The organism is Streptomyces sp. WM6372, from assembly GCF_001279655.1.
Taxonomy (GTDB): domain Bacteria; phylum Actinomycetota; class Actinomycetes; order Streptomycetales; family Streptomycetaceae; genus Streptomyces.
The window spans coordinates 1-24,888 of record NZ_LGDB01000127.1; the positions used below are offsets into that span (position 1 = coordinate 1).

Here is a 24,888-nt window from a genome sequence, read left to right on the forward strand (position 1 = left end):
GAAGCGACGCGACCGCAGGGAGCGCCCTTGACGGACCGACCCGACACGGAAGGACAGTGGACTGACGGGACGCCCCCGGACACACCACCGACCCCGCACCAGGGGATCCCGCCCCCAACACCCCGGCCGACCTCACCCGCCCCCGAACGAGGGTGCCCGCCCCCACACCCCGGCCGACATCTCCGTACGACGCCTCCCCTCAAGACCCCTCCAGCCTGCCCACCCTCCCCTTCTCGCCCGCCGCCCAGCAGCCGCCGTCGCGTGCGCAGTCGACCGTGTCGAACGAGCCCTCGGCCAGTGCCCTCCACGTCCTGCCCCCATCCGTCGTCACGTCCGTGCCCGTCGGGCCCACCGCCAGGGCCGCGGTGCGCAGGTGCGGGAGCCAGGCCGCGCCCGAGCGGTAGGCGGGTGGCGGGGTCGAAGCCGGGCGCCAGGTGCGGCCCGCGTCCGCCGATACCGCGGCCGCCTGCGGGGAGGCTTCGCCGGTGCGGTAGTCGCCGCCGACCGCGAGGCCCGTCGTACGGTCGCGGAAGGCCAGGGCGAAGACCCCCTTGGCCGGGTCGCCCGCCGGGATGCCCGACTCGGCGACCTTCCAGGTGCGGCCGCGGTCCTGCGAGTGCAGGATCCGGGCGACCGCGCCGCCGCCCGTGGCCAGCCAGACGTCGCGCGACCCGGCGTTCACCAGGCACTGGCCACTGGCCGCGAAGCCCGCCTCGCCCGGCAGGGCCTCCGGCATGCCCGTGCTCGGCAGCACCGCCCAGTTGCGGCCGCCGTCGTCCGTCGACAGGATCCGCAACTTGCCGTCCACCGGGTCGCTCATGGCCAGCCCGTGGCGGGAGTCGAAGAAGGTGAGGCAGTCGTAGAAGGCCCGCGGGTCGGGGTTGCGGAAGGCCTCGGTCCAGGTGGCCCCGCCGTCCTCGGTGCGCAGCACCCGCGAAGCCTCGCCCTCCCCGATGGACAGGGCCACCGCGCGCCGCGCGTCGAAAGCCTCGATGTCGCGCAGCTCCAGGCCCTCGGCGACCGCGCCCGGCGGTGAGACGTCACGCCAGCTGCGGCCGCCGTCCACCGTGCGCAGCACCGTGCCCTTGGAGCCGGCCACCCAGGCCGTGGAGCGGCTGACCGCCGCCAGCCCGCGGAACCGGGCGTCCTTGCCGGTGTCCTTCAGCGCCCAGCCCGCGCGCCCCTCCCCTAACCCCTGGACGTCGCCCAGGTCCTGCGCGTGTGCCGGGGCGGCCAGCAGACCCACCGCCAGAGCCGCCGCGCACATGCCAACTCCCAGAAGTCTCATGGCGCCGGAAGCTAATGCACACCGGATTCGGCGTCCAGGGTGCGTCCGTGCCGCCGCGTTCCTACGCTGAGGCCATGCCATCCAAGGAACCCAAGGCCTACGACGGCAAGCGCGTCACCGTCACCTACGACACCGGGCGGTGCCTGCACGCCGCCGAATGCGTGCGCGGGCTCCCCGAGGTGTTCGACTCGGGGAAGCGTCCGTGGGTACAGCCGGACGGCGCCGAGCCGGAGCGGGTCGCCGAGGTGATCCGCCGGTGCCCCTCGGGTGCGCTCCAGTACCGGCTCGCCGACGACGAGCCGGCCGAGGAGCCGGACCGGCCGACCACGGTCGTGCGGTCGCCCGCCGGCCAGCTCGTGATGCGCGGCGATCTGCGCGTGACGACCCCCGAAGGGACCGTCCGACGGGAGACCAGGGCGATGCTTTGCGCCTGTGGAGTGAGCGGGAACCAGCCGTTCTGTGACCACTCCGGGGCCTGCGGCAGCGACTGAGGCCCCTTCACCCGCACCCCTCCACCCGTCACTCTGTGCGATCAAACGGACGCGATCCAGCCAATCGGTGACACAGCTCACGTCAGTTCGCATGCACGGATTTGCCGATTCCGGCGTCTATCCGGTTGCCGGGCTTCACCCCACGCCCGGCAGCAGATCCGCCGCAAGGGAGCGAGCCTTGATCACTGTTATCGAGCAGGCCGTGCAGGCCCGTCTGGTCGCCACCGCCCCGAAGGTCGAGACCGTACCCGTCACGCTCTGCTACGACCGTGCCGATCCCTTCGCCGTGCGCATGGCCTTCCCCGCTCCCGCCACGCTGGAGGGCATCGAGGTTTCGTGGACGTTCGCCCGCGAGCTCCTCGAATCGGGGCTGGACCGCCCGACCGGCTGCGGCGACGTGCGGGTGCGGCCGTACGACATCGACCGGACCACGATCGAGTTCCACGCGCCCGAGGGCGTCGCGATCGTGCTGATGCTGACCGCCGAGCTGCACCGGTTCCTGGAGCGGGCCGCGGCGATCGTGCCGCCGGGTCTGGAGCACCTGTACCTCGACATGGACCACAGCCTGGCCGAGCTGATGCGCGACCCGCACTGAGACTCGTCCTCGCCCCCTCCCGCGGTTAATCGTTTGCGGGCGGCTCCGGCCGCCCGTAGCTTCGTCGACGCCCCACTGCCGTCGAAACGGAGCAGGACATTGCTCTTCTGAGGTCCGAGACACCGACCGGTCCCACCGATCCCACCGATCCGCCACCGGATCCCACCGTCGGCTGTCTCCCCGCGTTGCACGTACCACTCACGCAACCTGGAGGCCTCCATGAGCCATGCCCCTGCATTCATCACCTGCTCCGCCCTGTCCTTCGACTGGCCCGACGGCACGCCCGTCTTCGAGGACTTCCAGCTGGCCGTCGGCCCGGGCCGTACCGGCCTGATCGGCCTCAACGGCTGCGGGAAGTCCACCCTGCTGAAGCTCATCGCCGGTGAACTGACACCGTCCGAGGGCCAGTTGTCCCTGGCCGGCACCGTCGGCTACCTGCCGCAGGGCGTCACCCTCGACACCGCCCTGCGCGTGGACGAGGCGCTCGGCATCCACACCGTCCGTACCGCCCTGCACGCCATCGAGGCGGGCGAGGCCACCGAGGCGAACTTCGCCGCGGTCGGCGACGACTGGGACGTCGAGGAGCGGGCCCTGGCCACGCTCGACCAGCTCGGGCTCGCCCGGATCGGCCTGGACCGTACGGTCGGTGAACTGTCGGGCGGGGAATGCGTGTTGCTGCGCCTGGCGGCCCTGCTGATCGCCCGCCCCGACGTCCTGCTGCTGGACGAGCCGACGAACAACCTGGACCTGCGGGCCCGGCGCCGCCTGTACGCGGCGGTCGAGTCCTGGTCCGGGGTGCTGCTCCTGGTCAGCCACGACCGGGAGCTGCTGGAGCGGGTCGACCAGATCGCCGACCTGCACGGCGGCGAAGTCCGCTGGTACGGAGGGAACTTCACGGCGTACGAGGAGCAGCTCGCCGCCGAGCAGGACGCGGCCGAGCGGATGGTCCGGGTCGCGGAGGCCGACGTACAGCGGCAGAGGCGGGAACTGTCGGACGCCCACCTCACGTTGGCGCGGCGCAAGCGGTACGGCCAGAAGATGTACGACTCGAAGCGCGAGCCGAAGATCGTCATGGGTGCCCGCAAGCGCGCGGCGCAGGAGTCGGCCGGCAAGCACCGCATCCTGCACACCGAGAAGCTGGCGCAGGCGAAGGAGCGGCTGGACCAGGCGGCGGAGGCGGTCCGGGACGACGACGAGATCCGGATCGAGCTGCCCGCCACCCAGGTCCCGCCGGGGCGCCGGGTCCTGACCCTGAGCAACGTGCACCTGGCGCACGGGGCGCGGGCGGCGGGCGAGTGGGAGCTGCGCGGTCCGGAGCGGATCGCGCTGGTGGGCCGCAACGGTTCGGGCAAGACGACCCTGCTGCGCACGATCGCGGGGACGCTCCCCCCGGTGTCGGGCGAGGCGGTCACGCACGTGCCCACGCGGTTCCTGCCGCAGCGGCTGGACGTGCTCGACGAGAGCCGCTCGGTGGTGGAGAACGTGGCCCGGTTCGCCCCGCAGGCCTCGAACAACCTGATCCGGGCGCGGCTCGCGCACTTCCTGTTCCGGGGCGCCCGGGCGGACCGGCCGGCCGGCACCCTGTCGGGCGGCGAGCGGTTCCGGGCGGCGCTGGCGGCGCTGCTGCTGGCGGAGCCGCCTCCGCAGCTGCTGATGCTGGACGAGCCGACGAACAACCTGGACCTGGCGAGCGTACGGCAGCTCACGGACGCGCTGGCGTCGTACGAGGGTGCGCTGCTGGTGGCCAGCCACGACGTGCCGTTCCTGGAGTCGATCGGGATCACCCGGTGGCTGCTGCTCGACGGCGAGCTGAGGCCGACCACGGCCGAGGAGGTGCGCGAGGCCCTCTGGGACGAGTGAGTCCGCAGCCGCGACGCCCGCCGCCGTCAAGGCGGGTGTCGCGGACCACCTGCCGGGGCGACTTTCGCTCCGCCGGGCCCTTCTCGCGCGCCCTCAAACTGCACAGATAACGGGACGTAACCGGTCATATGAACGCCTGGGGCTTGGCTGGCCCTCACGCTCCGCTTAACCTACGGATTCGTAGGCTACGGAACCGTAGGTATTTCGCTTTGTCCTCAGGAGCACCCGTGACAATCACCTCTCCCCACCTCGGCAGCTCGGAGGCGTGGACCGACGCCAAGCTGCTGTACGCGCTGGAAGAGGTGGTCGAGAAGGAACTCAACCGCCACCTGAAGGTCACCAAGGACTGGATGCCCCACGAGTACGTCCCGTGGAGCGACGGCCGGAACTTCCCGGGCTTCTTCGAGGACGGCGAGGCCTGGGACCCGGAGCAGTCCAAGGTCACCGACATCGGCAAGATCGCGCTGGTCGTGAACCTGCTGACCGAGGACAACCTCCCCAGCTACCACCACGAGATCGCCACGCTCTTCGGCCGCAACGGCGCCTGGGGCACCTGGGTGCACCGCTGGACGGCCGAGGAGGGCCGCCACGGCATCGTGATGCGCGACTACCTGCTGGCCTCGCGCGCCGTGGACCCGGACAAGCTGGAAGCGTTCCGCATGCAGCACATGTCGGAGGGCTTCGAGTCCGACAACCGGCACTCGATGCTGCACTCGGTGGCCTACGTGGCCTTCCAGGAGCTCGCGACCCGCATCTCGCACCGCAACACCGGCCACCAGTCCGGTGACCCGGTCTGCGACCGGATGCTGGCCCGCATCGCGCAGGACGAGAACCTGCACATGGTCTTCTACCGCAACCTGCTGGGCGCGGCCTTCGAGCTCGCCCCGGACCTGACGATGCAGGCCGTGCGGGACGTCGTGGTCAACTTCCGGATGCCCGGACACGGCATGCCCGGCTTCGAGCGGATGGCCGCGCAGATGGCGATCGGCGGGGTCTACAACCTGCGGATCCACCACGACGACGTACTCAGCCCGGTGATCCGCTTCCTGAAGATCATGGACATCGACGGTCTCGGCCCGGAGGGCCAGAAGGCCCAGGAGGAGCTCGGGCTCTTCATGAACGGCCTGGACTCCGAGGCCCGCAAGTTCGACGAGCGCCTGGCCGCCCGCGCGGCGCGCATCGCGGCCCGCAAGGCCTGACCGCCCGCAACGCCCCCGCAGCGCCCCCGCAGCGCCCACGGCGCCCCACAGCGCCGCGAAGCCCTGGCATGGCCCCCGCCCTGCCAGGGTTTCGCGTTTCCTGGGTGGTCGACCGGCGGTGTCGGGCCCGGTCAGCCGCGCGGGCGCAGAGCGAGGCGCTCCGACTCCGAGAGGCCGCCCCAGACGCCGAACCGCTCGTCGTTGGCCAGGGCGTACTCCAGGCAGGCCGCGCGGCCCTCGCACGCCCCGCACAGCCGCTTCGCGTCCCGCAGGGACGAGCCGGGCTCCGGGAAGAAGAAGCCCGGGCCCGTCTGGGCGCAGAGGGCGAGGTCGTACCAGGCGGGTGCTGCGGTGGTGGTGGCGGTGTTCATCGACATGCCGGAGATACTCATCGCCGCCGATGGACGTCCGATCAACGCCTGATCAACACCGGTTCACCGCCGCCGGCGCGGCCTCACGCCCCGGGCGCGGGAGCGCTGGCGATGACCGCGAACCGCGCACCGTAGGGGTCCGCCAGCTTCGCGAAGCGGCCGACGCCCTCCATGAACACCGGCGACAGCCGCACCTTGCCGCCCGACTCCTCCGCCCTGGCCGCCGTCACATCGCAGTCGGCGACCTCGAAGTACGGGGTCCAGTAGGGGCGTTCGGCGTCCTCCACCGGGTCGGTGCCGATCGGGACCAGGCCGCCGAAGGCCGCCTCGTCGGAGGTTCCGGCCGCCTTGACCACGGTGTACGAGCCGCCCTCGAAGGGCATCTCGCTGATCTCCCACCCGAACACCGAGCCGTAGAAGGCCGCGGCCGCCGGCACGTCGCCCGTGTACAGCTCGGTCCAGCACAGGGTGCCGACGTCGGTGACCGCGCCGAGGCCTTCGATCCTGCCCGGCTGCCAGATCGAGAACGTGACCCCCGCCGGGTCGGCGAAGATCGCCATCCGCCCGAGGCCCATGACGTCCCTGGGTTCGACCGCCACCGTGCCGCCCGCCTTCACCACGGCGGCCGCCGTGGCGTCCGCGTCGGAGCTCTGGAAGTACAGCGTCCAGGCCGACCTCACCTCCTGCGGCGCGACGGCCATGCCGCCGGCCACCGTCCTGCCGTCGAGCTGGAACATCGCGTATCCGCCGGCTTCCTCGCCGCCCGGCCGGTAGTCCCAGCCGAACAGTCCGGTGTAGAACCCGGCGGCGCCGTCGAGGTCGGGCGTGCCGAGGTCGACCCAGCTCGGGGAGCCGTCCGTGTAGTCCGTCGTGAGCATGACCCGTACTCCTTCCGTCCTCCCTGCGAGCATGGCATCCGCCACTGACAGGGCCCTCAGTCCTCGTGCTTCGCCCGGCTCGGCTGGACGCGCTTCGGTTCGCCCGGCATCTTCGGGTAGTCCGGCGGGTAGGGCATGTCGCCCAGGCCGTGGTCGTGTTCGTGGCGCTCGGCGAGTTCCAGGGCCGCGTCCAGGGTGAAGGCGTGGTCGTCCATGTCCGCGTGCAGGTCCCCGAGTTCGGCGTAGCGCGCCGGCATCGTGGTGATGTCGAAGTCGCGGGGTTCGGCCGAGTCGATCTCGTCCCAGCGCAGCGGGGCCGACACGGGGGCGTGCGGGCGCGGGCGTACGGAGTACGCGGAGGCGATCGTGCGGTCGCGGGCGGTCTGGTTGTAGTCGACGAAGATCCGCTCGCCGCGCTCCTCCTTCCACCACGCCGTGGTCACCTTGCCGGGCATCCGCTGTTCCAGCTCGCGGCCGATCGCGATCGCGCAGCGCCGGACCTCGGTGAAGGTCCAGCGCGGCTCGATCGGGACGAAGACGTGCAGACCGCGCCCGCCGGAGGTCTTGGGCCAGCCGCGCAGGCCCAGGTCCTCCAGTACGTCGCGCAGTTCGTGGGCGCAGATCACCGCGTGGTGGTAGTCCGTGCCCGGCTGCGGGTCCAGGTCGATGCGCAGTTCGTCGGGCCGGTCGGTGTCCTCGCGCCGCACCGGCCAGGGATGGAAGGTGAGGCAGCCCAGGTTGGCGGCCCACAGTACGGCGGCCGGCTCGGTCGGGCAGATCTCGTCGGCCGTCCGCCCGCTGGGGAACTCGATGTGTGCGGTCGGGATCCAGTCGGGCAGGTTCTTCGGGGCGCGCTTCTGGAAGAAGGACTCGCCCTCCACCCCTTCGGGGTAGCGCTCCAGGGTGGTGGGCCGGTTGCGCAGGGCGCGCGTGATCCCGTCGGCCACCGACAGGTAGTACCGCGCCACGTCCAGCTTCGTCAGGCCCCGCTCGGGGAAGTAGACCTTGTCCGGGCTGGACAGGCGCACCGTCCGCCCGCCCGCGTCCAGCTCGATGGCATTCCCGGATGCACCCATGTGCGCCACGGTAGGCGGCCCCCGCTCCGTGCGCATACCGGGCGGGCGGGGACGTACCACCGCAGAATCTAAGACATGGATCTGCCCGTGATGCCGCCCGTGAAGCCGATGCTCGCCAAGTCGGTGGCCAAGATCCCGCCGGGCATGCAGTACGAGGCCAAATGGGACGGCTTCCGGGCGATCGTGCACCGCGACGGCGACGAGGTGGAGATCGGCAGCCGCACCGGCAAGACCCTGACCCGGTACTTCCCCGAGCTGGTGACCGCGCTGAAGGGCAACCTGCCGGCCCGCTGCGTGGTGGACGGCGAGATCGTCATCGTTCACGGCGGGCGTCTGGACTTCGACCGGCTGACCGAGCGGATCCATCCCGCGCGGTCCCGTGTCGACATGCTGGCGCGGACGACCCCCGCCAGCTTCGTCGCCTTCGATCTGCTCGCGCTCGGCGACGAGGGGCTCCTCGACACCCCGCTCGCCGACCGCCGCAACGCCCTCACCGATGCCCTGTCCACCGCTTCGCCCCCCGTTCACCTCGCGCCCGCGACCACCGACCCCGCGCTCGCGCAGGAGTGGTTCGAGCGGTTCGAGGGCGCCGGGCTCGACGGGGTGGTCGCCAAACCGCTCGATCTCCCCTACCGGCCCGATGCCCGCCTCATGTTCAAGATCAAGCACGAGCGTACGGCCGACGTCGTCATCGCGGGTTTCCGTTTCCACAAGAGCGGTCCGATTGTCGGATCGCTGCTCCTGGGCCTGTACGACACCCACGGCGCCCTCCAGCACGTGGGGGTCTGCGCCGCCTTCCCGATGAAGCGCCGCGCCGAGCTGGTGGACGAGCTCGCACCGCTGCGGATGGAGGACACCACCGGGCACCCGTGGGCCGCCTGGGCCGAGGAGTCCGCGCACGAGAGCGCCCGGCTGCCCGGCGCACAGAGCCGCTGGACCGGCAAGAAGGACCTCTCCTGGGTACCGCTGCGCCCCGAGCGCGTCTGCGAGGTCGCGTACGACCACATGGAGGGCGACCGCTTCCGGCACACGGCCCAGTTCCGCCGCTGGCGGCCCGACCGCGAACCGCGGAGCTGTACGTACGCCCAGCTCGAGGAGGTCGTCGGTTACGACCTCGCCGATGTCCTCGGCCCGACCGCCGGGTCGTAGACCAGCCTCTCCCACTCCTCCCGGTCCGGTCCCGCCACCTGTGGCGCGTACCCGGGCCGGGCCGCCAGCCAGCGCGCCACCCGGGCCCGCACCTCCGGGTCCGCGTAGGCCCGCTCCGGCGGATCGGCCAGGTGCCGCACCCGCGCCCGGGCCCGCATCACCTCGGGGTCGTCCAGTGCGCACTCGAACAGCGCGGCCACCGCGCGCGCCGACTCGGTCCGCCGCCCGGCCCGCGTCGCGAACCGCTCCCCGATGGCCGAGTCGGCCGCCACCTGGAAGTCGAACCACGGCTTCAGGGTCCGCACGGCCCACGCGTGGTACGCGGCGGCGAACCGCACCGATCCCGCGTCCTGGTGCGCCGTACGGGCCACCCGGCACGCGGCCCACAGCGCCAGCGAGGTGCCCTGTCCCAGCGTCGGGTTGGTGTGCGCGATCGCGTCCCCGATCGGCACCAGTCCGGTCGCCACCGGCCCCCGCTCGTCGACCAGCGCGCTCCACCGGTTGTCCAGGCTCGCCGTGGCCAGTACGCCCGACAGCGGTTCGGCACCCAGCTCCAGCCAGGCCGCACCGGGCGGAAAGGCGCGCGCGGCGGCCTCGAACACGGCGGGATCGCGCAGCGCGGAGCGGGTGGTGTCGCCGGTGTGGACGAACAGGGTCACGGCGAACACCCGGTTGTCGGCCGGGAAGACGGCGCACCCGGCGAAGGTGCCGCCGGTCACCGCCCAGGGCCGGCGCGGCCCCTCCTCCATCCCCTCGGGCAGCCGGTACCAGCGGCAGAAGTACGCCAGCCCCGTGCGGTGCCGTTCCACGACCGCCGGCCGGCAGCCCGCCGCGGGCAGCAGCCGCTCGACGCCGCCGCGCCGCCCGCCCGCGTCCACGACGAGGTCCCCCGCGTACGCACCGGCCGGCGTGGTCACGCCCCGCACCCGTATGGCGGATCCCGTCGGCTCGGCCAGCAGGCCGGTCACCGGCTCCCCGTGGTGCATGACGGCCCCCGGTTCCGCGCGCAGCGCGGTGGCCAGAGCGCTCTCCAGCACGATGCGCCGGGCCTGGAGCATCACCAGGTCCTCGTCGCCGGGCCGCTGCGGCGGGCGTACGTCGAACCAGTCCAGCTCGTGCCGCTCGCGGGCGCCGAGCCGCAGCATCTCCGCGTGGACGTCGGGCAGCTCCCGCCGCAGGACGGTACGGGCCGCGCCGAGCAGGGCGTGCGGCTGCGCGGCCTGCGGGACGCCGGGGCGGTGCCATCCGAAGAAGTCCCGGTCGAGCGCGGTTCCGGGTGCGCGCGTATCGCGCTCGAACAGCTCGGCGGTGTGTCCGTACCGGGCCGCGAGCAGTGCGGTCGCCAGCCCTCCGACACCTCCGCCGATGACCAGCACATGTGCCATTGCGAGCCCCCCGAGCCTCTGAGCCGATGAACGGTACGAAGATCAGACCGCTCAGAGCCTGCACGGACCTGCCCTGGCCGAAACCCGCACACCTGTCCGACGGGCTACTCCCGGCCCGCGCAACGGACAGCGGCTCGGTGGGCTTCGAGGGCCCGCCGGCCCTCCTCCTCGATCAGGTCGGTGTTGATCGCCACGGCCGCCCGGACGCCGGCCGCGGCCGCCCCGGCCAGCTGCTCCATGGGGCCGGCCACGTTCCCGGCGGCCCAGACCCCGCGCAGCGCGGTGGCCCCGCTCGCCGGATCGGCTTCCAGGCAGGTGCCGATCGCCGCTCCGGCCCGCTCCACGGTGGCGACGGGCAGCCCGAGGCTCGCCGCCACCCCGGCGCGGGCGGTGAGCCCCGGGGCCACCACGAGCGCCGTGCACGCCACGGCCGCGCCACCGGCCAGGGTCACCCCGGCCAGCCGGTCCCCGGCGATGTCGAGGCCGGTCACCTCGCCCTCCGCCACCGCGACACCCAGTGCGGACAGCAGCTCCCGGTCCTCGCCGGTGAGCCGCCAGGTGTGGGTCAGCAGGGTCACGCGGTCGGTCCAGTTCCGCCACGTCTGCGCCTGGTGCACGGCGACCGGGCCGGTGGCCAGGACCGCGACCGGCTCGTCTCGGACCTCCCAGCCGTGGCAGTACGGGCAGTGCAGTACGTCCCGCCCCCAGCGCTCCCGCAGTCCCGGCAGCTCCGGCAGCTCGTCGACCAGCCCGGTGGCGATCAGCAGCCGGCCGGCCCGGACCGCGGACCCGTCGGCGCACCGCACGAGGAAGCCGCCGCCGGGCAGCCGGTCGGCGGCCAGCGCGGTGCCGGCCGCCCCGGAGCGGATCTCGCCCCCGTACCCGGTGACCTCGGCCCGCCCCACGGCCAGCAGCTCGGCCGGGCTCGCCCCGTCCCGGCCCAGGTAGCCGTGCAGGTGGGCGGCGGGGGCGTTGCGGGGGCTGCCGGAGTCGAGCACCAGCAGTGAACGGCGGGCCCGGGCCAGGGTCAGCGCCCCGGCGAGTCCGGCGGCCCCGCCGCCCACGACCACCACGTCGAAAGAACCCGTCAGCGTCTTGTCCCTCGCGTTGTCCATACAGCCGAGGGTGCGGCCCGCCCACCCGCTTGACAAACTCTGTTGCCGAACCGGCAAATGGAACGATGACCCCACCGAACGACCAGCCCGAACGCCCGGCAGCACGGGCCGTCCCCCGGCCCAACGCCGTCGTCGGTGTCGGCCTCGTCGTGACCGACGCCGACGGGCGCGTGCTCCTCGGCCAGGCGCACGACGGCCGCTGGGAGCTGCCCGGCGGGAAGGTCGACCCCGGGGAGAGCTTCGAGCAGGCCGCCGCGCGCGAACTGGCCGAGGAGACGGATCTGCGGGCGGCCCCCGGGGACATCCGGATCCTGATCGTCCAGCTCTCCCCGGAGGCCGGGACGACCCGCCTGACCGCGGGGGCCGTCACCAGCGCCGCCCGGGGCACGCCCAGGGTCACCGAGCCGCACAAGATCCTGCGCTGGCAGTGGTTCGCCCCGGACGGGATCCCCGAGGCCCTCTACGCGCCCTCGGTGGCGGTCCTGCGCGCCTGGCGCCCCGAGCTCGGGCCGACCCTGCCGCCCGTCCCGTCGTACGACTACCCGTCGGCGTAGGGCCGCGAGCGGGGGCGACCCGCTGTGACATCCCCCACCCCCTCTTGCCACGGGAAGGAAGGCATACCTAAGTTCGAAGCATGGCCCCACACCACCCCACACCCCCCACCGACCCGGGCACCCCCGAGCTGGTCGACTTCACCGTCGACCTCACCGCTCAGGAGGTCCTGCGGCGGGCCCAGGTCATGGCCGCCCTCGGCCCCGACTGGGACCCGATCGAGGTACTGCGCGGTGAGGAGGCGGCGTACGACCTGCTGTACTCCGGCCTCGACGCCGAGCAGCAGCGCGTCTACGACGGCCTGGTCGCCGCCGGCGTGCTCGCCCCGCGCGGGGACGGCCATGCTGCCGCTTGACCCGCAGGCGGACCCCGGGCGACGCGCCTGGGTGGCCTGCCCGAGCTGCGACGACGCCCGCGGCTGCGCGCCGTGCGAGCAGCGGCGCACCTGCTCCGCGCACTGGCGCTACCTGCTCACCAACACCGGCAGCCTGCTGCACCTGCAGTGCCCGTCCTGCACCCACGTCTGGGTGCACGAGAGCGGCTTCGGCGCCACGCGCTCCCTGTGGAGCCGCATCACCAGCGGCCGGTCGGCCGGACTCTGACCGCGGTCGCGGGTCACACCCCCGCCGGGGCCTTCTGCGCGAAGTAGCCCTCGCTCAGGTCCTCCACGAGCAGCCGCTTCGCGATCGCGTCGGCCGCCGCCCGGAGTTCCTCGCTCCGCGGGCGGCCGCGGTCCTTCTCCAGTTCGTCGCCGAGCCAGTCCCCCCACGCCTTCGAGAGGGTCGCCGCCTCCCGCTGCCCCGCCGGCGTGAGCGTGAAGAAGGCGCCCTCCCGGGTCAGGTACCCCTCCTGGTCCATCCGCTCGAAGACCGGCACCAGGACCTCCGGCGGCAGGGCGCGGCGCGAGGCGATGAGCCCGAGGCTCGCGTGGCCGACCGTACGGGTCATGATCTCCACTTGCATCACCGCCCACGCACCCGCGATGTCCAGCCGGGTGTCCGAGGCGTTCACGATCGTCCGCGCCGTCTCCGGCCCCATGTTCCGGACGAGTTTGCCGACCGCCAGTTCCAGCAGTTTGGCCGAATCGCCGGAGGCCGTGGCGGGTGAGGCGAAGCCGTCGCCCATGTCCGTCGACGCCGCGCGGGCGCTGTCGCGCAGCCGGACCTGCTTGAGGAAGAGCGCGACGACGAAGCCGATGCCGGCCACCGGCACGGTCCACAGGAACACCGTGTGCAGCGCCTGCGCGTACGCCTCGACCACGGGGCCGGCCGCCGCCGGGTCGAGCCCGTGCACCCCCTGGGGGCTCTGGACCGTCTTCGCCAGCTGCGCCGGATCGGCCCCGGTGGCCCGCGCGGCCTCCGCGACGGCCTTCTCCAGCTCGGGGGCGAGGGTGTTGGCGTAGATGGTCCCGAACACGGCGGTGCCGAAGGCGCTGCCGAGCGTGCGGAAGAACGTGACGCCTGATGTGGCGGTGCCGAGGTCGGCGTAGTCCACGGTGTTCTGCACGGCGATCGTCAGGACCTGCATGCACAGGCCGATCCCGGCACCGAGCACGAACATGTACAGCGATTCCAGCCAGGCGCCGGTCCCCGGGCCCATCCGCGACAGCAGGTACAGCCCGACGCCCATCACCAGGCTCCCGACGATGGGGAAGATCCGGTACCGACCGGTCTTGCTGGTGACGTTCCCGCTGAAGACGGACGCGATCAGCAGGCCGATCACCAGCGGCAGCGTCCGTACGCCCGAGACCGTGGCCGAATCCCCGTCCACGAACTGGAGGTACGTCGGCAGGAAGGTCATCGCGCCGAGCATGGCGAAGCCGACCACGAAGCTGAGCACCGAGCAGACGGTGAAGACCGGGTTCCCGAACAGCCGCATCGGCAGCATCGGCTCCGCCGCCCGCGTCTCGACCAGGCAGAACAGGGCCAGGGCCAGCACGCCGAGCACGAACAGCCCGATGATCGTCGCGGAGCCCCAGGCGTACTCGTTCCCGCCCCAGCTGGTGGCCAGGATCAGGGCGCTGGAGCCCACCGCGACCAGGGCGATGCCCAGGTAGTCGATGCGGGTCCCCCCGGCGGCGCGGACCGAGGGGATCGTCCGGGCCGCCGCGACGACCACCAGGATCGCGATCGGGACGTTCACGTAGAACGCCCAGCGCCAGCTGAGGTGGTCGGTGAACAGCCCGCCGAGCAGCGGTCCGATCACGGTCGCGACCCCGAAGACGGCGCCGATCGCGCCCTGGTACTTGCCGCGTTCGCGCAGCGGGACCACGTCGGCGATCAGGGCCATGGAGGTGACCATGAGGCCGCCGGCGCCGACGCCCTGGACGCCCCGCCACAGGATGAGCAGGGACATGTTGCTCGCCAGGCCGCACAGGAACGAGCCGGTGATGAAGACGATCGCCGAGGTCTGGAAGATCAGTTTCCGGCCGAAGAGGTCACCGAACTTGCCCACGAGCACCGTCGCGACGGTCTCCGCGAGGAGGTACGAGGTCACCACCCACGACATGTGTTCCCCGCCGCCGAGATCCGCCACGATCGTGGGCAGCGCGGTGCCGACGATCGTCTGGTCCAGGGCCGCGAGCAGTACCCCCAGCATGATCGTGCCGAAGATGATGTTGCGCCGCCGCCGGTCGAGCACGGGAGGCGCCGCGGCCTCGGGTGCGGCTGCGGCTTCGGCGGGGGCTGTGGTCACATCTCGCACTCTCACAGCGCCCCCGTCCCGCCGCATGCCCACCGGGCCGTACGGGGGACCCTTCCGGCGGGCCGGCCGGCGCGGGATCAGCGCAGGTAGGCCAGGCCCGGGTGCTCGGCCGCGTACCCGTCCAGCAGCCGCCGGGCCACCCCGACCGAGTCCACCAGCGGGTGCAGCGCGAAGGCCTTGACGGCGTCCGCCCGGGAGCCGCTCGCGGCGGCCGCGAGCACCTCCCGCTCGACCGCCTTGACGGAGGTCACCAGGCCCACCGCGTGCAGCGGCAGCGGGTCCACGGCCACCGGGTGCGCGCCGTTCGCGTCGACCAGGCACGGCACCTCGATGACCGCCTGCGCGTCGAGCTCGGACAGCACGCCGCGGCCGGGCACGTTGAGGATCAGCGTGGCCCGCTCGTCCCGCGCGATGGCCCGCATCAGCGCGAGCGCCACCTTCTCGTACCCGCCGGACTCCAGATCGCTCTCGTCGCGCTCGCCCATGCCCGCCGCCTCGCGGTTCTCGGACATGTACGTGGCCTCCCGCTCGGCCCGGGTCCGGTCCCAGGCGGCCAGCGCAGCCCCGGCCGGCTGGTCCGCCCGGCCCGCCTCGGCGTAGAACCCGCGCTGCTGGTCGCGCAGGAACGCCCCGCGGGTCTGCTTGGCCTCCGTGTACGCCCGTACGGTGTCACGGTTGAAGTAGTAGTAGTGCAGGTACTCGTTCGGGATCGCGCCGAGCGAGCGCAGCCACTCGGCCCCGAACAGCCGGCCCTCCTCGAAGGACTCCAGCGCCTCGGTGTCGGCCAGCAGCCGCGGCAGTTCGTCGCGGCCGCCGATGCGCAGCCCGCGGACCCAGCCCAGGTGGTTGAGGCCGACGTAGTCGATCCAGGCCTCCTCGGGGCGGGCGCCGAGCAGCCGGGCCACGCGCCTGCCGAGCCCCACCGGGGAGTCACAGATCCCGATCACCCGGTCGCCGAGCTCCTCGGCCATGGCCTCGGTGACCAGCCCGGCCGGGTTGGTGAAGTTGATGACCCAGGCCTCGGGGGCGATACGGGCCACCCTGCGGGCGATCTCCCGGGCGACCGGCACCGTCCGCAGGCCGTACGCGATCCCGCCCGCGCCGACCGTCTCCTGGCCCAGTACGCCCTCGGCCAGCGCGACCCGCTCGTCGGCGGCGCGCCCTTCGAGGCCGCCGACGCGGATGGCGGAGAAGACGAAGTCGGCCCCGCGCAGGGCCTCGTCGAGGTCCCCGGTGGCGGTGACGGCCGGGGCGTCGGGCGCTCCGGAGGCGGAGGCCTGGTCGGCGAGCACCCGGGCCATGGCGCGGAGCCGGGCGGGGTCCTCGTCGTACAGGGTCACCTGGGACACGCGGCCCTCGGCATGGTCGCCGAGGAGTGCGCCGTAGACGAGCGGAACCCGGAATCCGCCCCCGCCGAGGATGGTCAGCCGCACGCCCTACCGCCCTTCGCCCGTGCCACGATCGGTGCCACGATCCGTGGCATCCGATCCGCGACGCGCGATCGATCCTGCTGGAGGGCTCCAGTGTCCCCCGTGGCCGCTAGTCGTCCAGCGAGGGCACGGCGCGCAGCCGGGGCCCCTGGTGGAGCGGGGCGGTCGCGCCGCCCCGGTCCGGACCCGTCGCCGCGCCCTGCGGAGTCGACAGGATCATGGTGATCCGGGTGAGGCCCATCCCGTCGAGCATCCGGCTGGATTCGGCCACCATCCGGCAGCGCACGGGGCCCCAGCGCGGGTCCCAGTGGCGGACGGTGCGCACGGCCCCGTCGCGCTCGGCGGCATCCGCCCCGTGGGTGCTCAGCCAGTGCGGCACCCCGTAGCGGTAGGCCGCCTCCATGAACGGGTCGCGGGCCACCTCCTGGCGGATGCTGCTCAGGCCCTCGTCCTCCGGGGCCGCGGCGAGCGCGCCGGCGAACTGGGCCAGCAGCGGTACGCACCAGGCCGGTTCGTGGTCCTCCAGCACGGACGCGGCGTCCGGGTGGAACAGCACGAAGCGCAGGAAGTTGTCGTCCGGCAGGGCCGTCGGGTGCGGGCGCACCGACTGGAAGAGCTTGTCGAACGCCGAGTTGGTGAGCGCCACGTCCCAGCGGTGGTCCACCAGGAAGCTCGGGTACGGCACGGCCTCCATGAGCGCCGCATAGTCGCACAGGTAGTCGCGCTGGGCGGGGTCCTGGGGCAGTCGGCTCTCCTCGGCCGCCCGCCAGGTCGGCGGCGGGTCCCGGTCGACCATGACGCGGAAGAGCCAGAAGCACTGCCGCTCGCTCATCTCCAAGGCCTCGGCCAGGGCGAGCAGTTTGCGGTCGGTCCATTCCTTGACCAGGCCGCGTTCCCAGTTGCCGTAGGCGCGGACGCTGATGCGCAGCCGGGCGGCGAGGTCCTCCTGGCTCAGGCCCAGTTCCTCGCGCCGCTGGCGCAAAATCTCCTTGCGTCGCTCCGACCGCACTGCGCCGCGTGCGGACTCTTCGCCCGCGAGGCGCTCCTCACCGGCTCGGGCAAACCCATCGGACGGGCCCACCGCTGCGAGATGTGGCACCGAGAGCTCCCCCTCTTCACGGTCTGGATCTTCAATTTCCTCTGGCGATCCTGCTACCGACTTCATTCGAGTGTCAACTATCGTGGCAATTCCAGCCTCTTGACAGCTCATTCCCGCCACAGCTGTGGCAAGTTCTGGCCCCGCGGCGGCTCCTCGGCTAGATTCCAAAAGCCGACCATGTGCCCGTACCGACCCCGCCGCGATCTAGGAGAACCACTGGTGACAGACGGCTTCCCGGCTCCCGTCGCGGTGGCCCACGCGCCCCTGGCAGCCACCGTCACGCGCGTCGCCGAACTCGCGGGCAAGATGGGCCACGACCTGAACAAGGTCTTCGACCTGCGCCGCCTCTCCGAGGCCTCCGGCGTACCCGCCGACGTGGTCAGGTCCCTGCTGGACGGCCGGCCCGCCGTCGAACCCTGCCTGCAGACGCGCTTCCTCCAGCGCCTCGACCTGCTCCGGCGCACCCGGCTGAAACCGAACGGACGCCGCTACACGCAGCAGGAGATCGCCGACGGCGCCGGAATGTCGCGCCAGCAGGCGGGCGCCCTGATCAACGGCGACCGCCGGCCCACCATGGAGCACTGCGACGCGATCCAGCGCTTCTTCGGCGTCCACGCCGGCTTCCTCACCGCACACGACGCCGAGGCCCTCACCGACGCCCTCCAGCGGACCGAACAGCAGCTGCTCCAGGACTACGCGGGCCGCACGCGCGAAACCGTACCCGCCCCGGCGGCTTCGACCGGCGATCCGCTGGCAAGACTCCTGCAGAACCACGGCGTCCGCGGCATCGCCTGGCGCGCGGCCCAACTGCCCAGCGACAAACACCGGGACAAGGTGACCGAGTGGCTGGACATGCTTCTCGAAAGCGTCAAACCGAATGAATGATGACCCGGTCGAGAGTCTGGGTCTGATCCTTGAGTCCTGATCCGGATCCGCGCCGACGGGGAGAACGGTGAGCATAGGCAGAGAGCAGCGCCGGTTGTGCGGCGAACTGGTGGCCGGGCTCCGGCTGACCGCGCCCGTGGAACCCGTGGACCTCTACGCCGCCCTCTGCGAGGGCATGAGCAGACACCGCGGCCGCCGGGTGGACTTCCGGATGGCCTCGTTCCCGCCGGGGACGGCCAGCGGCCTGTGGCTCGACATGGCGGACCGCGATCTGGTGGTCATCGAGGAACGCACCGCACCCGACCACCAGCTGGTCATCCTGGGCCACGAGCTGTGGCACATGAAGGCCGGCCACTGCAGCCACCACGTCGACGGAGCCGCCGTCGCCGCCCGGCTGCTGTCCAACGGGGCCGACCTCGGCGAGACCGTCCGGAGCGTCGCCGCGCGCACGCGCGCCGACGTCTCGGAGGAGACCGAGGCGGAGACGTTCGGTTTACTGCTGGGCAGCCGGTGCCGGACCTGGCTCGCGGGGTCCGCCAGCCACCGGGCGCCCGCACAGCGTGATCAGTTGGCGGGCCGCATCGAGGCCTCGCTCGGATACCGGGGGCACAGGAACGACCGTTGAACGGCCAGGACTACTACATACCGGCAGCCGCCCTGGCGGTCTCCCTCGCCTTCAAGCTGCCGGCGCTACGGCACAACTGGCGCGACCCGCTCCTGCGGTCGGTCTGCGCCCTGCTGGTCCTGGCCGGGTCGGTGTTCACCTTCGCCGCCCCGCCCACCATCGAGGCGGTCAACGAGTGGACCGGCATCACCAACGTCTCCGCCCCGCTCGTCTACTGCCTGATCACCCTGTTCAGCGCCGCCTGCCTGGTGCTGATCGTGAACTGGCGCGGCGGCCCTCCCGAGGAGACCCGGCGCATCTCGCGCCGCTGGATGATCGGCTACGGCGGGGTCGTCGTGGTCCTGGTGGTGCTCTTCGCACTCGGCGACACCCCGGTCGAGCGGCTGCGCGACTTCGACACGTACTACGCCAACACCCCCTACATCCAGCAGATGATCGCCCTCTACCTGACGGCGCACCTGGTGGCGGCCGTCGTGATGGTGGCCATGTGCTGGCGCTGGTCCCTCCAGGTGCACGGCTGGCTGCGGATCGGCCTGATGATCATCGTCTCGGGCTACGTCTTCAACCTCAGCTACGACGCCACCAAGATCTCCGCGGTCGTCGCCCGCTGGGCCGGCCACGACCTCGACGACCTGAGCACCTACATCGCCCCGCCGCTCGCCTCCGTCGGCGCCCTGATCAGCGCGATCGGCTTCGTCCTGCCCCTGCTGTGCCAGCGGCTGTCCGACAGCTGGCAGACCTGGACGACGTACCGGCGCCTCGGCGCGCTCTGGCACGAGGTGCAGATCGGCGCCCCCAGCGGCACGCCCTGCGTGCAGATGTCCTGGTGGGCCCCGGCGGAACTGCGGGTGATCCAGCGCGAGTCGGACATCCACGACGGATTCCTGCACCTCGGCCCGTACTTCGACCCCGGCCGCCGCGAGGACGCGTACGCGCGGGCCGTCGCGGCGGGGGCGCAGGAGGAGACGGCGCGGGCGGTCGCCGACGCGGCGATGGTCGCGGCCGCCGTCCAGGCCCGCTCGGCGGACCCCGAGGGCGCGGTCATCGGGGCGAGCGACGAGAGCGTCCTGGACACCCTCGGGGGGCCGCGCGACCTCGTACGGATCTCGCACGCGCTGCGGCATTCGCCCGTGGTGGCGGCCGTACGGCGCCAGGTGGCGCTGTCGAGGCGCGGACCGGCCTGAGCCTGCGGCCCGCCCGCGCCCCGTCGGCGGCCTCGGGCGGTCAGCGCTCGGCGGCGGCCAGCGCCACCTTCGGGAACAGGTCCTGGAACGGGCCCGCGGAATCGGTTCCGTCCCGGCCGTAGGGCGCGTCGAAGCTCCACACCATGAACAGCAGGAACACGATCAGCGCACTGAACAGCCCCGCCAGCAGCAGCTCCCGTCCCGACCGGCGGATCTGGAGGGTGAAGATCAGCCCCACCGTGACCACTCCGCCGACCAGCAGCCCGAACCACACCACGCTCGGCAGGGTGGACTCGTCGGCCTGCATGCGCGAGTGCCGGGCGTCGTCGGCGGCCGCGATGTGGTCGAGCAGCGGCTGGTAGGCCTGCGCCTGGAGCTCGTTCGCCGGGCTCTGGTGGGTCACGTCGGTGCGCAGCTTGCCGAGCAGGTCGGCGCCCTGGGACGAGGCGCCCTGGCCGGACGTGAGCAGCGGCCAGTCCACGGCGACGGTGTGGGAGACGTACGCGTCGACCTCGCCGCGGATCCGGTCACGCACGGGGGTCGGGTAGACGTCGGCGCGCTGGGTGACCTCGTACAGCGACTGGGCCTCGCGGCGCACGCTGTCCTCGGCGGCGCCGCGTGCCTCCCAGACGCCGGCGATGGCCAGGCCGAGCACGATCGCGTAGACCACGCCCACCATCATCGTCATGTACTCGATGACGTCGGGGGTTTCGCTGGTGTCCTCGTCCTCCGCGACCCGGCGGTGCCGGAGCGCGGTGCAGGCGAGGACGAGGGCGCAGACGAGCGCCATGGCGACGGCCAGGACCAGCCATTCGGACACGAGGGTTCTCCCGTTGGTGGATCGGTGGGTCGGTGCATCGGTGGATCGGTGGGGCCGGTGCGTCGGTGGGCCGGTGGGGCCGGTGCGTCGGTGGGCCGGTGCGGGGGCCTGACTCAGCGACGGCTCTTGGAGCGCGGCCGCAGCGCGGCGGCGGCGAGCACGGCCGGGGTGGTGACGACGACCATGAGCATCACGGTGGACATGCCGCCCGGGCCGCGCCGCTCCAGGGCGATCGAGTGGTACGGGCGCACGTGGAAGGCGCCGGCGGGCGCGGCCGCGGCTGCGGCCCGGGGCGGGGCGGGCGCTTCGGCCGGAGCCGGCCCGGCGACGGCCTCGGGATCCGGCGCGGGTGGCACGGGCTGCGGCTCCCCGGCCACGGCCTCCGCCGTCGGCCCGGGCGGCTCCGCCCCGGGAGCCGCGGCGGCCGGCGCCGGCCCCCGCCCCGGGTGGTGCACGGTCGGCCGCCCGGCGCCGGGCACGACCACCCGTACCGGAGGCCGGACCGCGGGCGGCACGGCGGCCGGGGGCGGGGCGGCGGGAGGTACGGCGGCCGGCGGCCGCGGCTGCCCGTTCGGGACGCAGACGTCGAGCCGGGCTCCGTGGCCGCGGAGGGGGGCGGGTCCGGTGCCGTCGTCCGCGACCGCCACATGGCCGTACAGCGGGCACAGCGCCGCCACCATGCCTGCCCCGGCGAGGTACTGCCAAGCCGTCACCGCGCGTCCTCCCGTTGTGAGGGTTCCGGCTGAAGAAACGATCACAACGGCGGTTCGATACGCCGCAGACGCGTCAAGATCTTCGGCGGAGGAACGAGTTCAGGCCATCGGCGCCACGATCGCGCCCCGTGGGCGGTCGGCCCTCCGCAGGGGGCCGCTCCGGCCTCCCCTAGGCTGGCCGCATGTCCCGCATGTCCGAACCCTCCGCCCCCGGGGAGGCGCACGACGAACCTCCGGGCGCCGAACCGCCCGTCGCCGTCTGGGCGGCACTGAAGGCGCCGGTCCGCTTCCTCGCCTCCTGGTGGCCGTGGCGCTGCTGGGCGTACCTCGGCAGCGGGACGGTCCTCGGGTACGGGGTCCTGCTCGCGGTGGCGGTGCTCGTCGGGCTGGGCGTACTGCTGGCGGTGGCCGGGATCGGGCTGCTCCTGCTGCTCGGCGCCGTCGCCGGCGGTGTGCCGCTCGGCGCCCTGGAGCGGTGGCGGCTGCGGTGGGTGGAGCCGGTCCCGGTGCCCGATCCGCACACCTCGCTCGCGGGGGCCGGTCCGGCCGCCTGGCTGCGGACCCGGCTGCGCGAGCGGGCGACGTGGCGGGAGCTCGGGTACGCCGCCCTGCTCGGGCCGGCGTTCGGGGCGGCCGGCTTCGGGGTCGTCACCCTGCTCGCCTTCTCGCTGATCCTCGTGGCGAGCCCGGTCGTCGTGTGGGCCCTCGCCCCCGAGACCGTGATGCTGATCCCCGGCAGGGCCGTCTCCGGCCCGCTGGAAGCCCTGGGCGGTACCGCCGTCGGACTGGCCGGGCTCGTGCTGGCCGCGTACGCGGGCGGGTTGCTCGCGGGGGCGCAGGTGAAGACCGCGCGCCTGCTGCTCGGAGCACGCGAGGAGGACCCCCGGGTGCTGGAGCTGACCCGCTCCCGGGTACGTCTCGTGGACGCGTTCGAGGCCGAACGGCGGCGTATCGAACGCGACTTGCACGACGGGGCGCAGCAGCAACTGGTCGCCCTCAGCATGACCCTCGGCCTCGCCGAGCTGGAGCTGCGCCGCGTTCCGCAGGCCGCGGACGCGGCCGCGCTGGTGGCCCGGGGCCGCGGTGAGGCGCGCCGGGCGCTGGAGCAACTGCGGGACCTCGTACGGGGGATCCATCCGCAGGTTCTCACCGACCACGGGCTCGCGGCGGCCGTCGCGGAGGTCGCGCTGCGCCATCCCGTGCCGGTGACCGTCGACCTGGACGTGCCGCGGCTGCCCGAACCGGTGGAGATCACGGCGTACTTCACCGTCACCGAGGCCCTGGCCAACGCGGCCAAGCACAGCGGCGCCTCCCGCATCGGGATCGCCGGTAGGGTCGACGGGGGCCGGCTGACTCTCTCCGTCACCGATGACGGCCGCGGCGGGGCGGATCCCGGCGCGGGTGCGGGCCTGGCAGGTCTCGCGGACAGGGTGGCGATGTTGCAGGGCAGGCTGGTGGTGTCCAGTCCGGTGGGCGGTCCGACCGAACTCCGGGTGGAGGTGCCGTGCTCCGGTTGATCCTCGCGGAGGACTCGGTCCTGCTGCGCGCCGGGCTGACGGAACTCCTCACCCGGGGCGGCCACCGGGTCCTCGCCGCCGTCGGCGACGGCGACGCACTGGTGCGGGCGGTGGAGGCCGAACGACCGGATGCCGTCGTCACCGATGTCCGGATGCCGCCCGGTTTCCGCGACGAGGGCCTGCGCGCCGCCCTCGAACTGCGCTCCCGGGACAGCTCGTTGCCGGTCCTCGTGCTCTCGCAGTACGTCGCCACGGCGTACGCGACCCAGCTGCTGACGGCCGGTGCGGCGGCGGACGGTCCGGCCGGGCTGGGCTACCTCCTCAAGGATCGGGTCGGGGAGGTGGCGGAGTTCCTCGACGCCCTCGAACGGGTCGCCTCGGGCCAGACGGTCATCGACCCCGAGGTCGTCCGGGTCCTGCTGGGGCGACAGGCGGCGGACCGGCCCCTCGCCCGGCTCACGCCGCGCGAACGCGAGGTGCTGGGCCTGATGGCCGAGGGCCTCAACAACCAGGCCCTGGCGGCCCGGCTGTTCGTCACCGAGGCCGCCGTCGTGAAACACGCGAGCAGCATCTTCATGAAGCTGGACCTCGACCCGGACGGGGGAAACCGGCGCGTCCTCGCGGTACTGGCCCATCTGCGGGGCGCTGAGGGCTGACCGGCCGGTCCCTTCGCGCAGTCCCGCCCGCGGAAGCGGCCACGATGAGGGAGCGCTGCCGCGGGGAGACGGCGACGGCCGCAGACCGGGCCCAGACCGACAGGAGCACCGGCAGCGCGAGGTATCCGAATCGGCCCGCCGGAGCCAGGGCGAAGGCCAGGACGAGACCGGTCGCGAGGCGGTCGGCGGCCGCCACCACCGTGCGCGGCGGGCGCACCAGCAGGGAGAGCGCCACCGCGAGGGCGCCCACCGCGAGCAGGACCACCGTCAGGTACCAGCCCCACGAGCCCAGTCCGGCCAGCAGATGCCCGGGAAGCGGGCTGCTCGCCGGGGTGGGGACCTCGGCCCGTCCGGTCGGGAACGCGAACACCTGCCGCCACAGCTCGGCCGGCTGGAGCAGCGCACTGGGCAGGATCAGCCCGGCCGAGCCCAGCAAGGCCACCAGTGCGCAGTGCAGCGCCGCACCCCGGCCGCGGCAGGCGGCGAGCAGCGCGACCGCAACGGCCACCGCGGGCAGCGCAGTCCACTTGAGCGCGCAGGCTCCGGCGAGCACCGCTCCGGCAAGGACCGGCCTGCCGGCCCCCGCGGCCGCCAGCGCCAGGCAGAGCAGTCCGGCCAGCGGGAGGTCCACCCCGCTCACCGTCAGCGGCAGGGCCACCACCGGCGAGGCCACCAGCAGCGGCAGCCACGGGGAGCGCAGCCCGCCCAGCAGCCGGCGTCCGGCCCACATGCCGCCGAACAGCGCGGCCGCGCACCAGAGCCGGGCATCGCCCAGGGGGCCGCCGAACACGGCGTGCGGGATGCCGAAGACCGCCATGGCCGGCAGGTACGGGGTGTACTCCTCCACTCCCGCCGGCCGGTCCACGTACATCCGCCCGGTCTCCAGCAGCAGCCGGCCGGAGCGTTCGATGACCATCACCTCCGACTGGCCCTGCCCGCTCAGCACGAGCCACAGCAGGGGGACGGCGATCGCGCCCGTGAGGGCGGCGACGGCGGCGGCGCGCGGCCGGCGGGAGCCGAGAGCCGCGGCGCACAGGTAGCCGACGGCCGCGCAGCAGCCCCACAGCCGGTGTGGCCCCAGCGAGGACACGAGCGGAAAGGACAGCGCCCAGGCGGCCGCTGCCAGCCAGCCGGCGGTCCGGCACACGGAAGGGGAAGGGGTCATGGGCCCATTCCAGCCGCGCGACCGGGCCTGGTCTGCCCATCCAGGTGGACACTTCACGGTCGGGTTTTCCCTACCCCGGTGTGCCCTCGAACAGGGACGGGGTACGGCGAAGGGGCGCGACCTCGGAAGGTC

General features: G+C 73.3%; 25 protein-coding genes. 13 read left to right on the forward strand and 12 right to left on the reverse strand.

All coding sequences use genetic code 11. From position 1 onward, the window contains the following. Positions 1 to 199 precede the first annotated feature (199 nt). Positions 200 to 1,288 carry a WD40/YVTN/BNR-like repeat-containing protein gene (locus ADK52_RS11145; protein WP_053689602.1) on the reverse strand — a complete coding sequence of 363 codons (1,089 nt, stop codon included), beginning with the start codon at positions 1,286 to 1,288 and terminating at the stop codon, positions 200 to 202. Between the two features lie 74 nt (positions 1,289 to 1,362). On the opposite strand from ADK52_RS11145, the gene ADK52_RS11150 reads away from it, so the two are divergent. From ADK52_RS11150 to ADK52_RS11165, 4 genes are all read left to right on the forward strand, one after another. Then, complete coding sequence (locus ADK52_RS11150) at positions 1,363 to 1,779, forward strand: (4Fe-4S)-binding protein (RefSeq protein WP_053689706.1); 417 nt, start codon at positions 1,363 to 1,365, stop codon at positions 1,777 to 1,779. A gap of 178 nt (positions 1,780 to 1,957) precedes the next feature. Then, complete coding sequence (locus ADK52_RS11155) at positions 1,958 to 2,374, forward strand: SsgA family sporulation/cell division regulator (RefSeq protein ID WP_053689603.1); 417 nt, start codon at positions 1,958 to 1,960, stop codon at positions 2,372 to 2,374. Between the two features lie 219 nt (positions 2,375 to 2,593). Then, positions 2,594 to 4,234, forward strand: coding sequence for an ABC-F family ATP-binding cassette domain-containing protein (locus tag ADK52_RS11160; RefSeq protein WP_053689604.1), 1,641 nt, complete (start codon positions 2,594 to 2,596; stop codon positions 4,232 to 4,234). Positions 4,235 to 4,461: 227 nt separating this feature from the next. Further along, positions 4,462 to 5,433: an acyl-ACP desaturase gene (locus ADK52_RS11165; RefSeq protein ID WP_053689605.1), complete on the forward strand. Its 972-nt coding sequence runs from the start codon at positions 4,462 to 4,464 to the stop codon at positions 5,431 to 5,433. Between the two features lie 131 nt (positions 5,434 to 5,564). Here ADK52_RS11165 and ADK52_RS11170 read toward each other — a convergent pair whose 3' ends face one another. The 3 genes from ADK52_RS11170 to ligD form a co-directional block, all read right to left on the reverse strand. After that, positions 5,565 to 5,810: a WhiB family transcriptional regulator gene (locus ADK52_RS11170; RefSeq protein WP_030162223.1), complete on the reverse strand. Its 246-nt coding sequence runs from the start codon at positions 5,808 to 5,810 to the stop codon at positions 5,565 to 5,567. A gap of 77 nt (positions 5,811 to 5,887) precedes the next feature. Next, positions 5,888 to 6,682 carry a VOC family protein gene (locus tag ADK52_RS11175; protein ID WP_053689606.1) on the reverse strand — a complete coding sequence of 265 codons (795 nt, stop codon included), beginning with the start codon at positions 6,680 to 6,682 and terminating at the stop codon, positions 5,888 to 5,890. 56 nt (positions 6,683 to 6,738) lie between these two features. Then, a complete protein-coding gene (ligD, locus tag ADK52_RS11180; protein ID WP_053689607.1) occupies positions 6,739 to 7,758 on the reverse strand; it encodes a non-homologous end-joining DNA ligase in 1,020 nt (339 codons plus the stop codon). A 75-nt stretch (positions 7,759 to 7,833) separates the two neighbouring features. Between ligD and ADK52_RS11185 the strand changes: the two genes are divergently transcribed. After that, on the forward strand, positions 7,834 to 8,907 hold the full coding sequence (locus ADK52_RS11185) for an ATP-dependent DNA ligase (RefSeq protein ID WP_053689608.1): 1,074 nt from the start codon (positions 7,834 to 7,836) through the stop codon (positions 8,905 to 8,907). Here the strand turns inward: ADK52_RS11185 and ADK52_RS11190 are convergent. Together ADK52_RS11190 and ADK52_RS11195 are read right to left on the reverse strand one after the other, a co-directional pair. Then, on the reverse strand, positions 8,865 to 10,292 hold the full coding sequence (locus ADK52_RS11190) for an NAD(P)-binding protein (protein ID WP_053689609.1): 1,428 nt from the start codon (positions 10,290 to 10,292) through the stop codon (positions 8,865 to 8,867). The two genes, ADK52_RS11185 and ADK52_RS11190, sit on opposite strands and share 43 nt — an antisense overlap. A 104-nt stretch (positions 10,293 to 10,396) precedes the next feature. Beyond that, positions 10,397 to 11,407 (reverse strand): NAD(P)/FAD-dependent oxidoreductase, encoded by a 1,011-nt coding sequence (locus tag ADK52_RS11195; protein WP_053689610.1) that lies wholly within the window; start codon positions 11,405 to 11,407, stop codon positions 10,397 to 10,399. A 65-nt stretch (positions 11,408 to 11,472) separates the two neighbouring features. Here ADK52_RS11195 and ADK52_RS11200 point away from each other — a divergent pair, with 65 nt between their 5' ends. The 3 genes from ADK52_RS11200 (at position 11,473) to ADK52_RS11210 (ending at position 12,561) form a co-directional block, all read left to right on the forward strand. Beyond that, positions 11,473 to 11,961, forward strand: a complete 489-nt coding sequence (locus ADK52_RS11200) for a nucleotide triphosphate diphosphatase NUDT15 (RefSeq protein WP_053689611.1) — start codon at positions 11,473 to 11,475, stop codon at positions 11,959 to 11,961. A gap of 80 nt (positions 11,962 to 12,041) precedes the next feature. After that, the gene (locus ADK52_RS11205) at positions 12,042 to 12,314 is read left to right on the forward strand and encodes a DUF6400 family protein (RefSeq protein WP_053689612.1); all 273 of its coding nucleotides are present in this window, start codon (positions 12,042 to 12,044) and stop codon (positions 12,312 to 12,314) included. Then, positions 12,301 to 12,561, forward strand: coding sequence for a hypothetical protein (locus ADK52_RS11210; protein WP_053689613.1), 261 nt, complete (start codon positions 12,301 to 12,303; stop codon positions 12,559 to 12,561). Before ADK52_RS11205 ends, ADK52_RS11210 begins: the two co-directional genes overlap by 14 nt. A 13-nt stretch (positions 12,562 to 12,574) precedes the next feature. Here ADK52_RS11210 and ADK52_RS11215 read toward each other — a convergent pair whose 3' ends face one another. The 3 genes from ADK52_RS11215 to ADK52_RS11225 all read right to left on the reverse strand — a co-directional run bounded on the left by ADK52_RS11215 (position 12,575) and on the right by ADK52_RS11225 (position 17,074). Next, positions 12,575 to 14,689, reverse strand: coding sequence for an MDR family MFS transporter (locus tag ADK52_RS11215; protein ID WP_107090028.1), 2,115 nt, complete (start codon positions 14,687 to 14,689; stop codon positions 12,575 to 12,577). Positions 14,690 to 14,739: 50 nt separating this feature from the next. After that, positions 14,740 to 16,095: a 6-phospho-beta-glucosidase gene (locus ADK52_RS11220; protein WP_053689615.1), complete on the reverse strand. Its 1,356-nt coding sequence runs from the start codon at positions 16,093 to 16,095 to the stop codon at positions 14,740 to 14,742. 106 nt (positions 16,096 to 16,201) lie between these two features. Beyond that, entirely contained in the window at positions 16,202 to 17,074 is an 873-nt protein-coding gene (locus ADK52_RS11225) for a helix-turn-helix domain-containing protein (protein ID WP_053689616.1), read from the reverse strand. Positions 17,075 to 17,410: 336 nt separating this feature from the next. On the opposite strand from ADK52_RS11225, the gene ADK52_RS11230 reads away from it, so the two are divergent. The 3 genes from ADK52_RS11230 (at position 17,411) to ADK52_RS11240 (ending at position 19,885) form a co-directional block, all read left to right on the forward strand. Continuing rightward, complete coding sequence (locus ADK52_RS11230) at positions 17,411 to 18,076, forward strand: helix-turn-helix domain-containing protein (RefSeq protein ID WP_053689617.1); 666 nt, start codon at positions 17,411 to 17,413, stop codon at positions 18,074 to 18,076. 67 nt (positions 18,077 to 18,143) lie between these two features. Then, entirely contained in the window at positions 18,144 to 18,701 is a 558-nt protein-coding gene (locus ADK52_RS11235) for a hypothetical protein (protein WP_063783814.1), read from the forward strand. After that, the gene (locus tag ADK52_RS11240; protein WP_053689618.1) at positions 18,698 to 19,885 is read left to right on the forward strand and encodes an MAB_1171c family putative transporter; all 1,188 of its coding nucleotides are present in this window, start codon (positions 18,698 to 18,700) and stop codon (positions 19,883 to 19,885) included. Before ADK52_RS11235 ends, ADK52_RS11240 begins: the two co-directional genes overlap by 4 nt. Before the next feature lie 40 nt (positions 19,886 to 19,925). Here the strand turns inward: ADK52_RS11240 and ADK52_RS11245 are convergent, their stop codons facing one another. Continuing rightward, positions 19,926 to 20,705, reverse strand: coding sequence for a DUF4239 domain-containing protein (locus tag ADK52_RS11245; protein WP_053689619.1), 780 nt, complete (start codon positions 20,703 to 20,705; stop codon positions 19,926 to 19,928). 113 nt (positions 20,706 to 20,818) lie between these two features. Next, the gene (locus tag ADK52_RS41340; RefSeq protein ID WP_053689620.1) at positions 20,819 to 21,418 is read right to left on the reverse strand and encodes a hypothetical protein; all 600 of its coding nucleotides are present in this window, start codon (positions 21,416 to 21,418) and stop codon (positions 20,819 to 20,821) included. A gap of 191 nt (positions 21,419 to 21,609) precedes the next feature. On the opposite strand from ADK52_RS41340, the gene ADK52_RS11255 reads away from it, so the two are divergent. After that, positions 21,610 to 22,935: a sensor histidine kinase gene (locus ADK52_RS11255; protein ID WP_053689621.1), complete on the forward strand. Its 1,326-nt coding sequence runs from the start codon at positions 21,610 to 21,612 to the stop codon at positions 22,933 to 22,935. Next, on the forward strand, positions 22,923 to 23,591 hold the full coding sequence (locus tag ADK52_RS11260) for a response regulator transcription factor (RefSeq protein ID WP_053689622.1): 669 nt from the start codon (positions 22,923 to 22,925) through the stop codon (positions 23,589 to 23,591). Before ADK52_RS11255 ends, ADK52_RS11260 begins: the two co-directional genes overlap by 13 nt. On the opposite strand, the gene ADK52_RS11265 is transcribed toward ADK52_RS11260, so the two are convergent. Continuing rightward, entirely contained in the window at positions 23,509 to 24,756 is a 1,248-nt protein-coding gene (locus ADK52_RS11265; RefSeq protein ID WP_107090029.1) for a glycosyltransferase 87 family protein, read from the reverse strand. The genes ADK52_RS11260 and ADK52_RS11265 overlap by 83 nt on opposite strands. Between the last annotated feature and the right edge of the window lie 132 nt (positions 24,757 to 24,888).

Excerpts from the sequence above, each read along its gene's own strand:
- ADK52_RS11215 (WP_107090028.1), bottom strand. The coding sequence starts at position 14,689 with ATGCGGCGGGACGGGGGCGCTGTGAGAGTGCGAGATGTGACCACAGCC.
- ADK52_RS11195 (WP_053689610.1), bottom strand. The coding sequence starts at position 11,407 with ATGGACAACGCGAGGGACAAGACGCTGACGGGTTCTTTCGACGTGGTG.
- ADK52_RS11210 (WP_053689613.1), top strand. The coding sequence starts at position 12,301 with ATGCTGCCGCTTGACCCGCAGGCGGACCCCGGGCGACGCGCCTGGGTG.
- ADK52_RS11190 (WP_053689609.1), bottom strand. The coding sequence starts at position 10,292 with ATGGCACATGTGCTGGTCATCGGCGGAGGTGTCGGAGGGCTGGCGACC.
- ADK52_RS11255 (WP_053689621.1), top strand. The coding sequence starts at position 21,610 with ATGTCCGAACCCTCCGCCCCCGGGGAGGCGCACGACGAACCTCCGGGC.
- ADK52_RS11170 (WP_030162223.1), bottom strand. The coding sequence starts at position 5,810 with ATGTCGATGAACACCGCCACCACCACCGCAGCACCCGCCTGGTACGAC.
- ligD (WP_053689607.1), bottom strand. The coding sequence starts at position 7,758 with ATGGGTGCATCCGGGAATGCCATCGAGCTGGACGCGGGCGGGCGGACG.
- ADK52_RS11185 (WP_053689608.1), top strand. The coding sequence starts at position 7,834 with ATGGATCTGCCCGTGATGCCGCCCGTGAAGCCGATGCTCGCCAAGTCG.
- ADK52_RS11145 (WP_053689602.1), bottom strand. The coding sequence starts at position 1,288 with ATGAGACTTCTGGGAGTTGGCATGTGCGCGGCGGCTCTGGCGGTGGGT.
- ADK52_RS11265 (WP_107090029.1), bottom strand. The coding sequence starts at position 24,756 with ATGACCCCTTCCCCTTCCGTGTGCCGGACCGCCGGCTGGCTGGCAGCG.
- ADK52_RS11205 (WP_053689612.1), top strand. The coding sequence starts at position 12,042 with ATGGCCCCACACCACCCCACACCCCCCACCGACCCGGGCACCCCCGAG.
- ADK52_RS11200 (WP_053689611.1), top strand. The coding sequence starts at position 11,473 with ATGACCCCACCGAACGACCAGCCCGAACGCCCGGCAGCACGGGCCGTC.
- ADK52_RS11150 (WP_053689706.1), top strand. The coding sequence starts at position 1,363 with ATGCCATCCAAGGAACCCAAGGCCTACGACGGCAAGCGCGTCACCGTC.
- ADK52_RS11175 (WP_053689606.1), bottom strand. The coding sequence starts at position 6,682 with ATGCTCACGACGGACTACACGGACGGCTCCCCGAGCTGGGTCGACCTC.
- ADK52_RS11160 (WP_053689604.1), top strand. The coding sequence starts at position 2,594 with ATGAGCCATGCCCCTGCATTCATCACCTGCTCCGCCCTGTCCTTCGAC.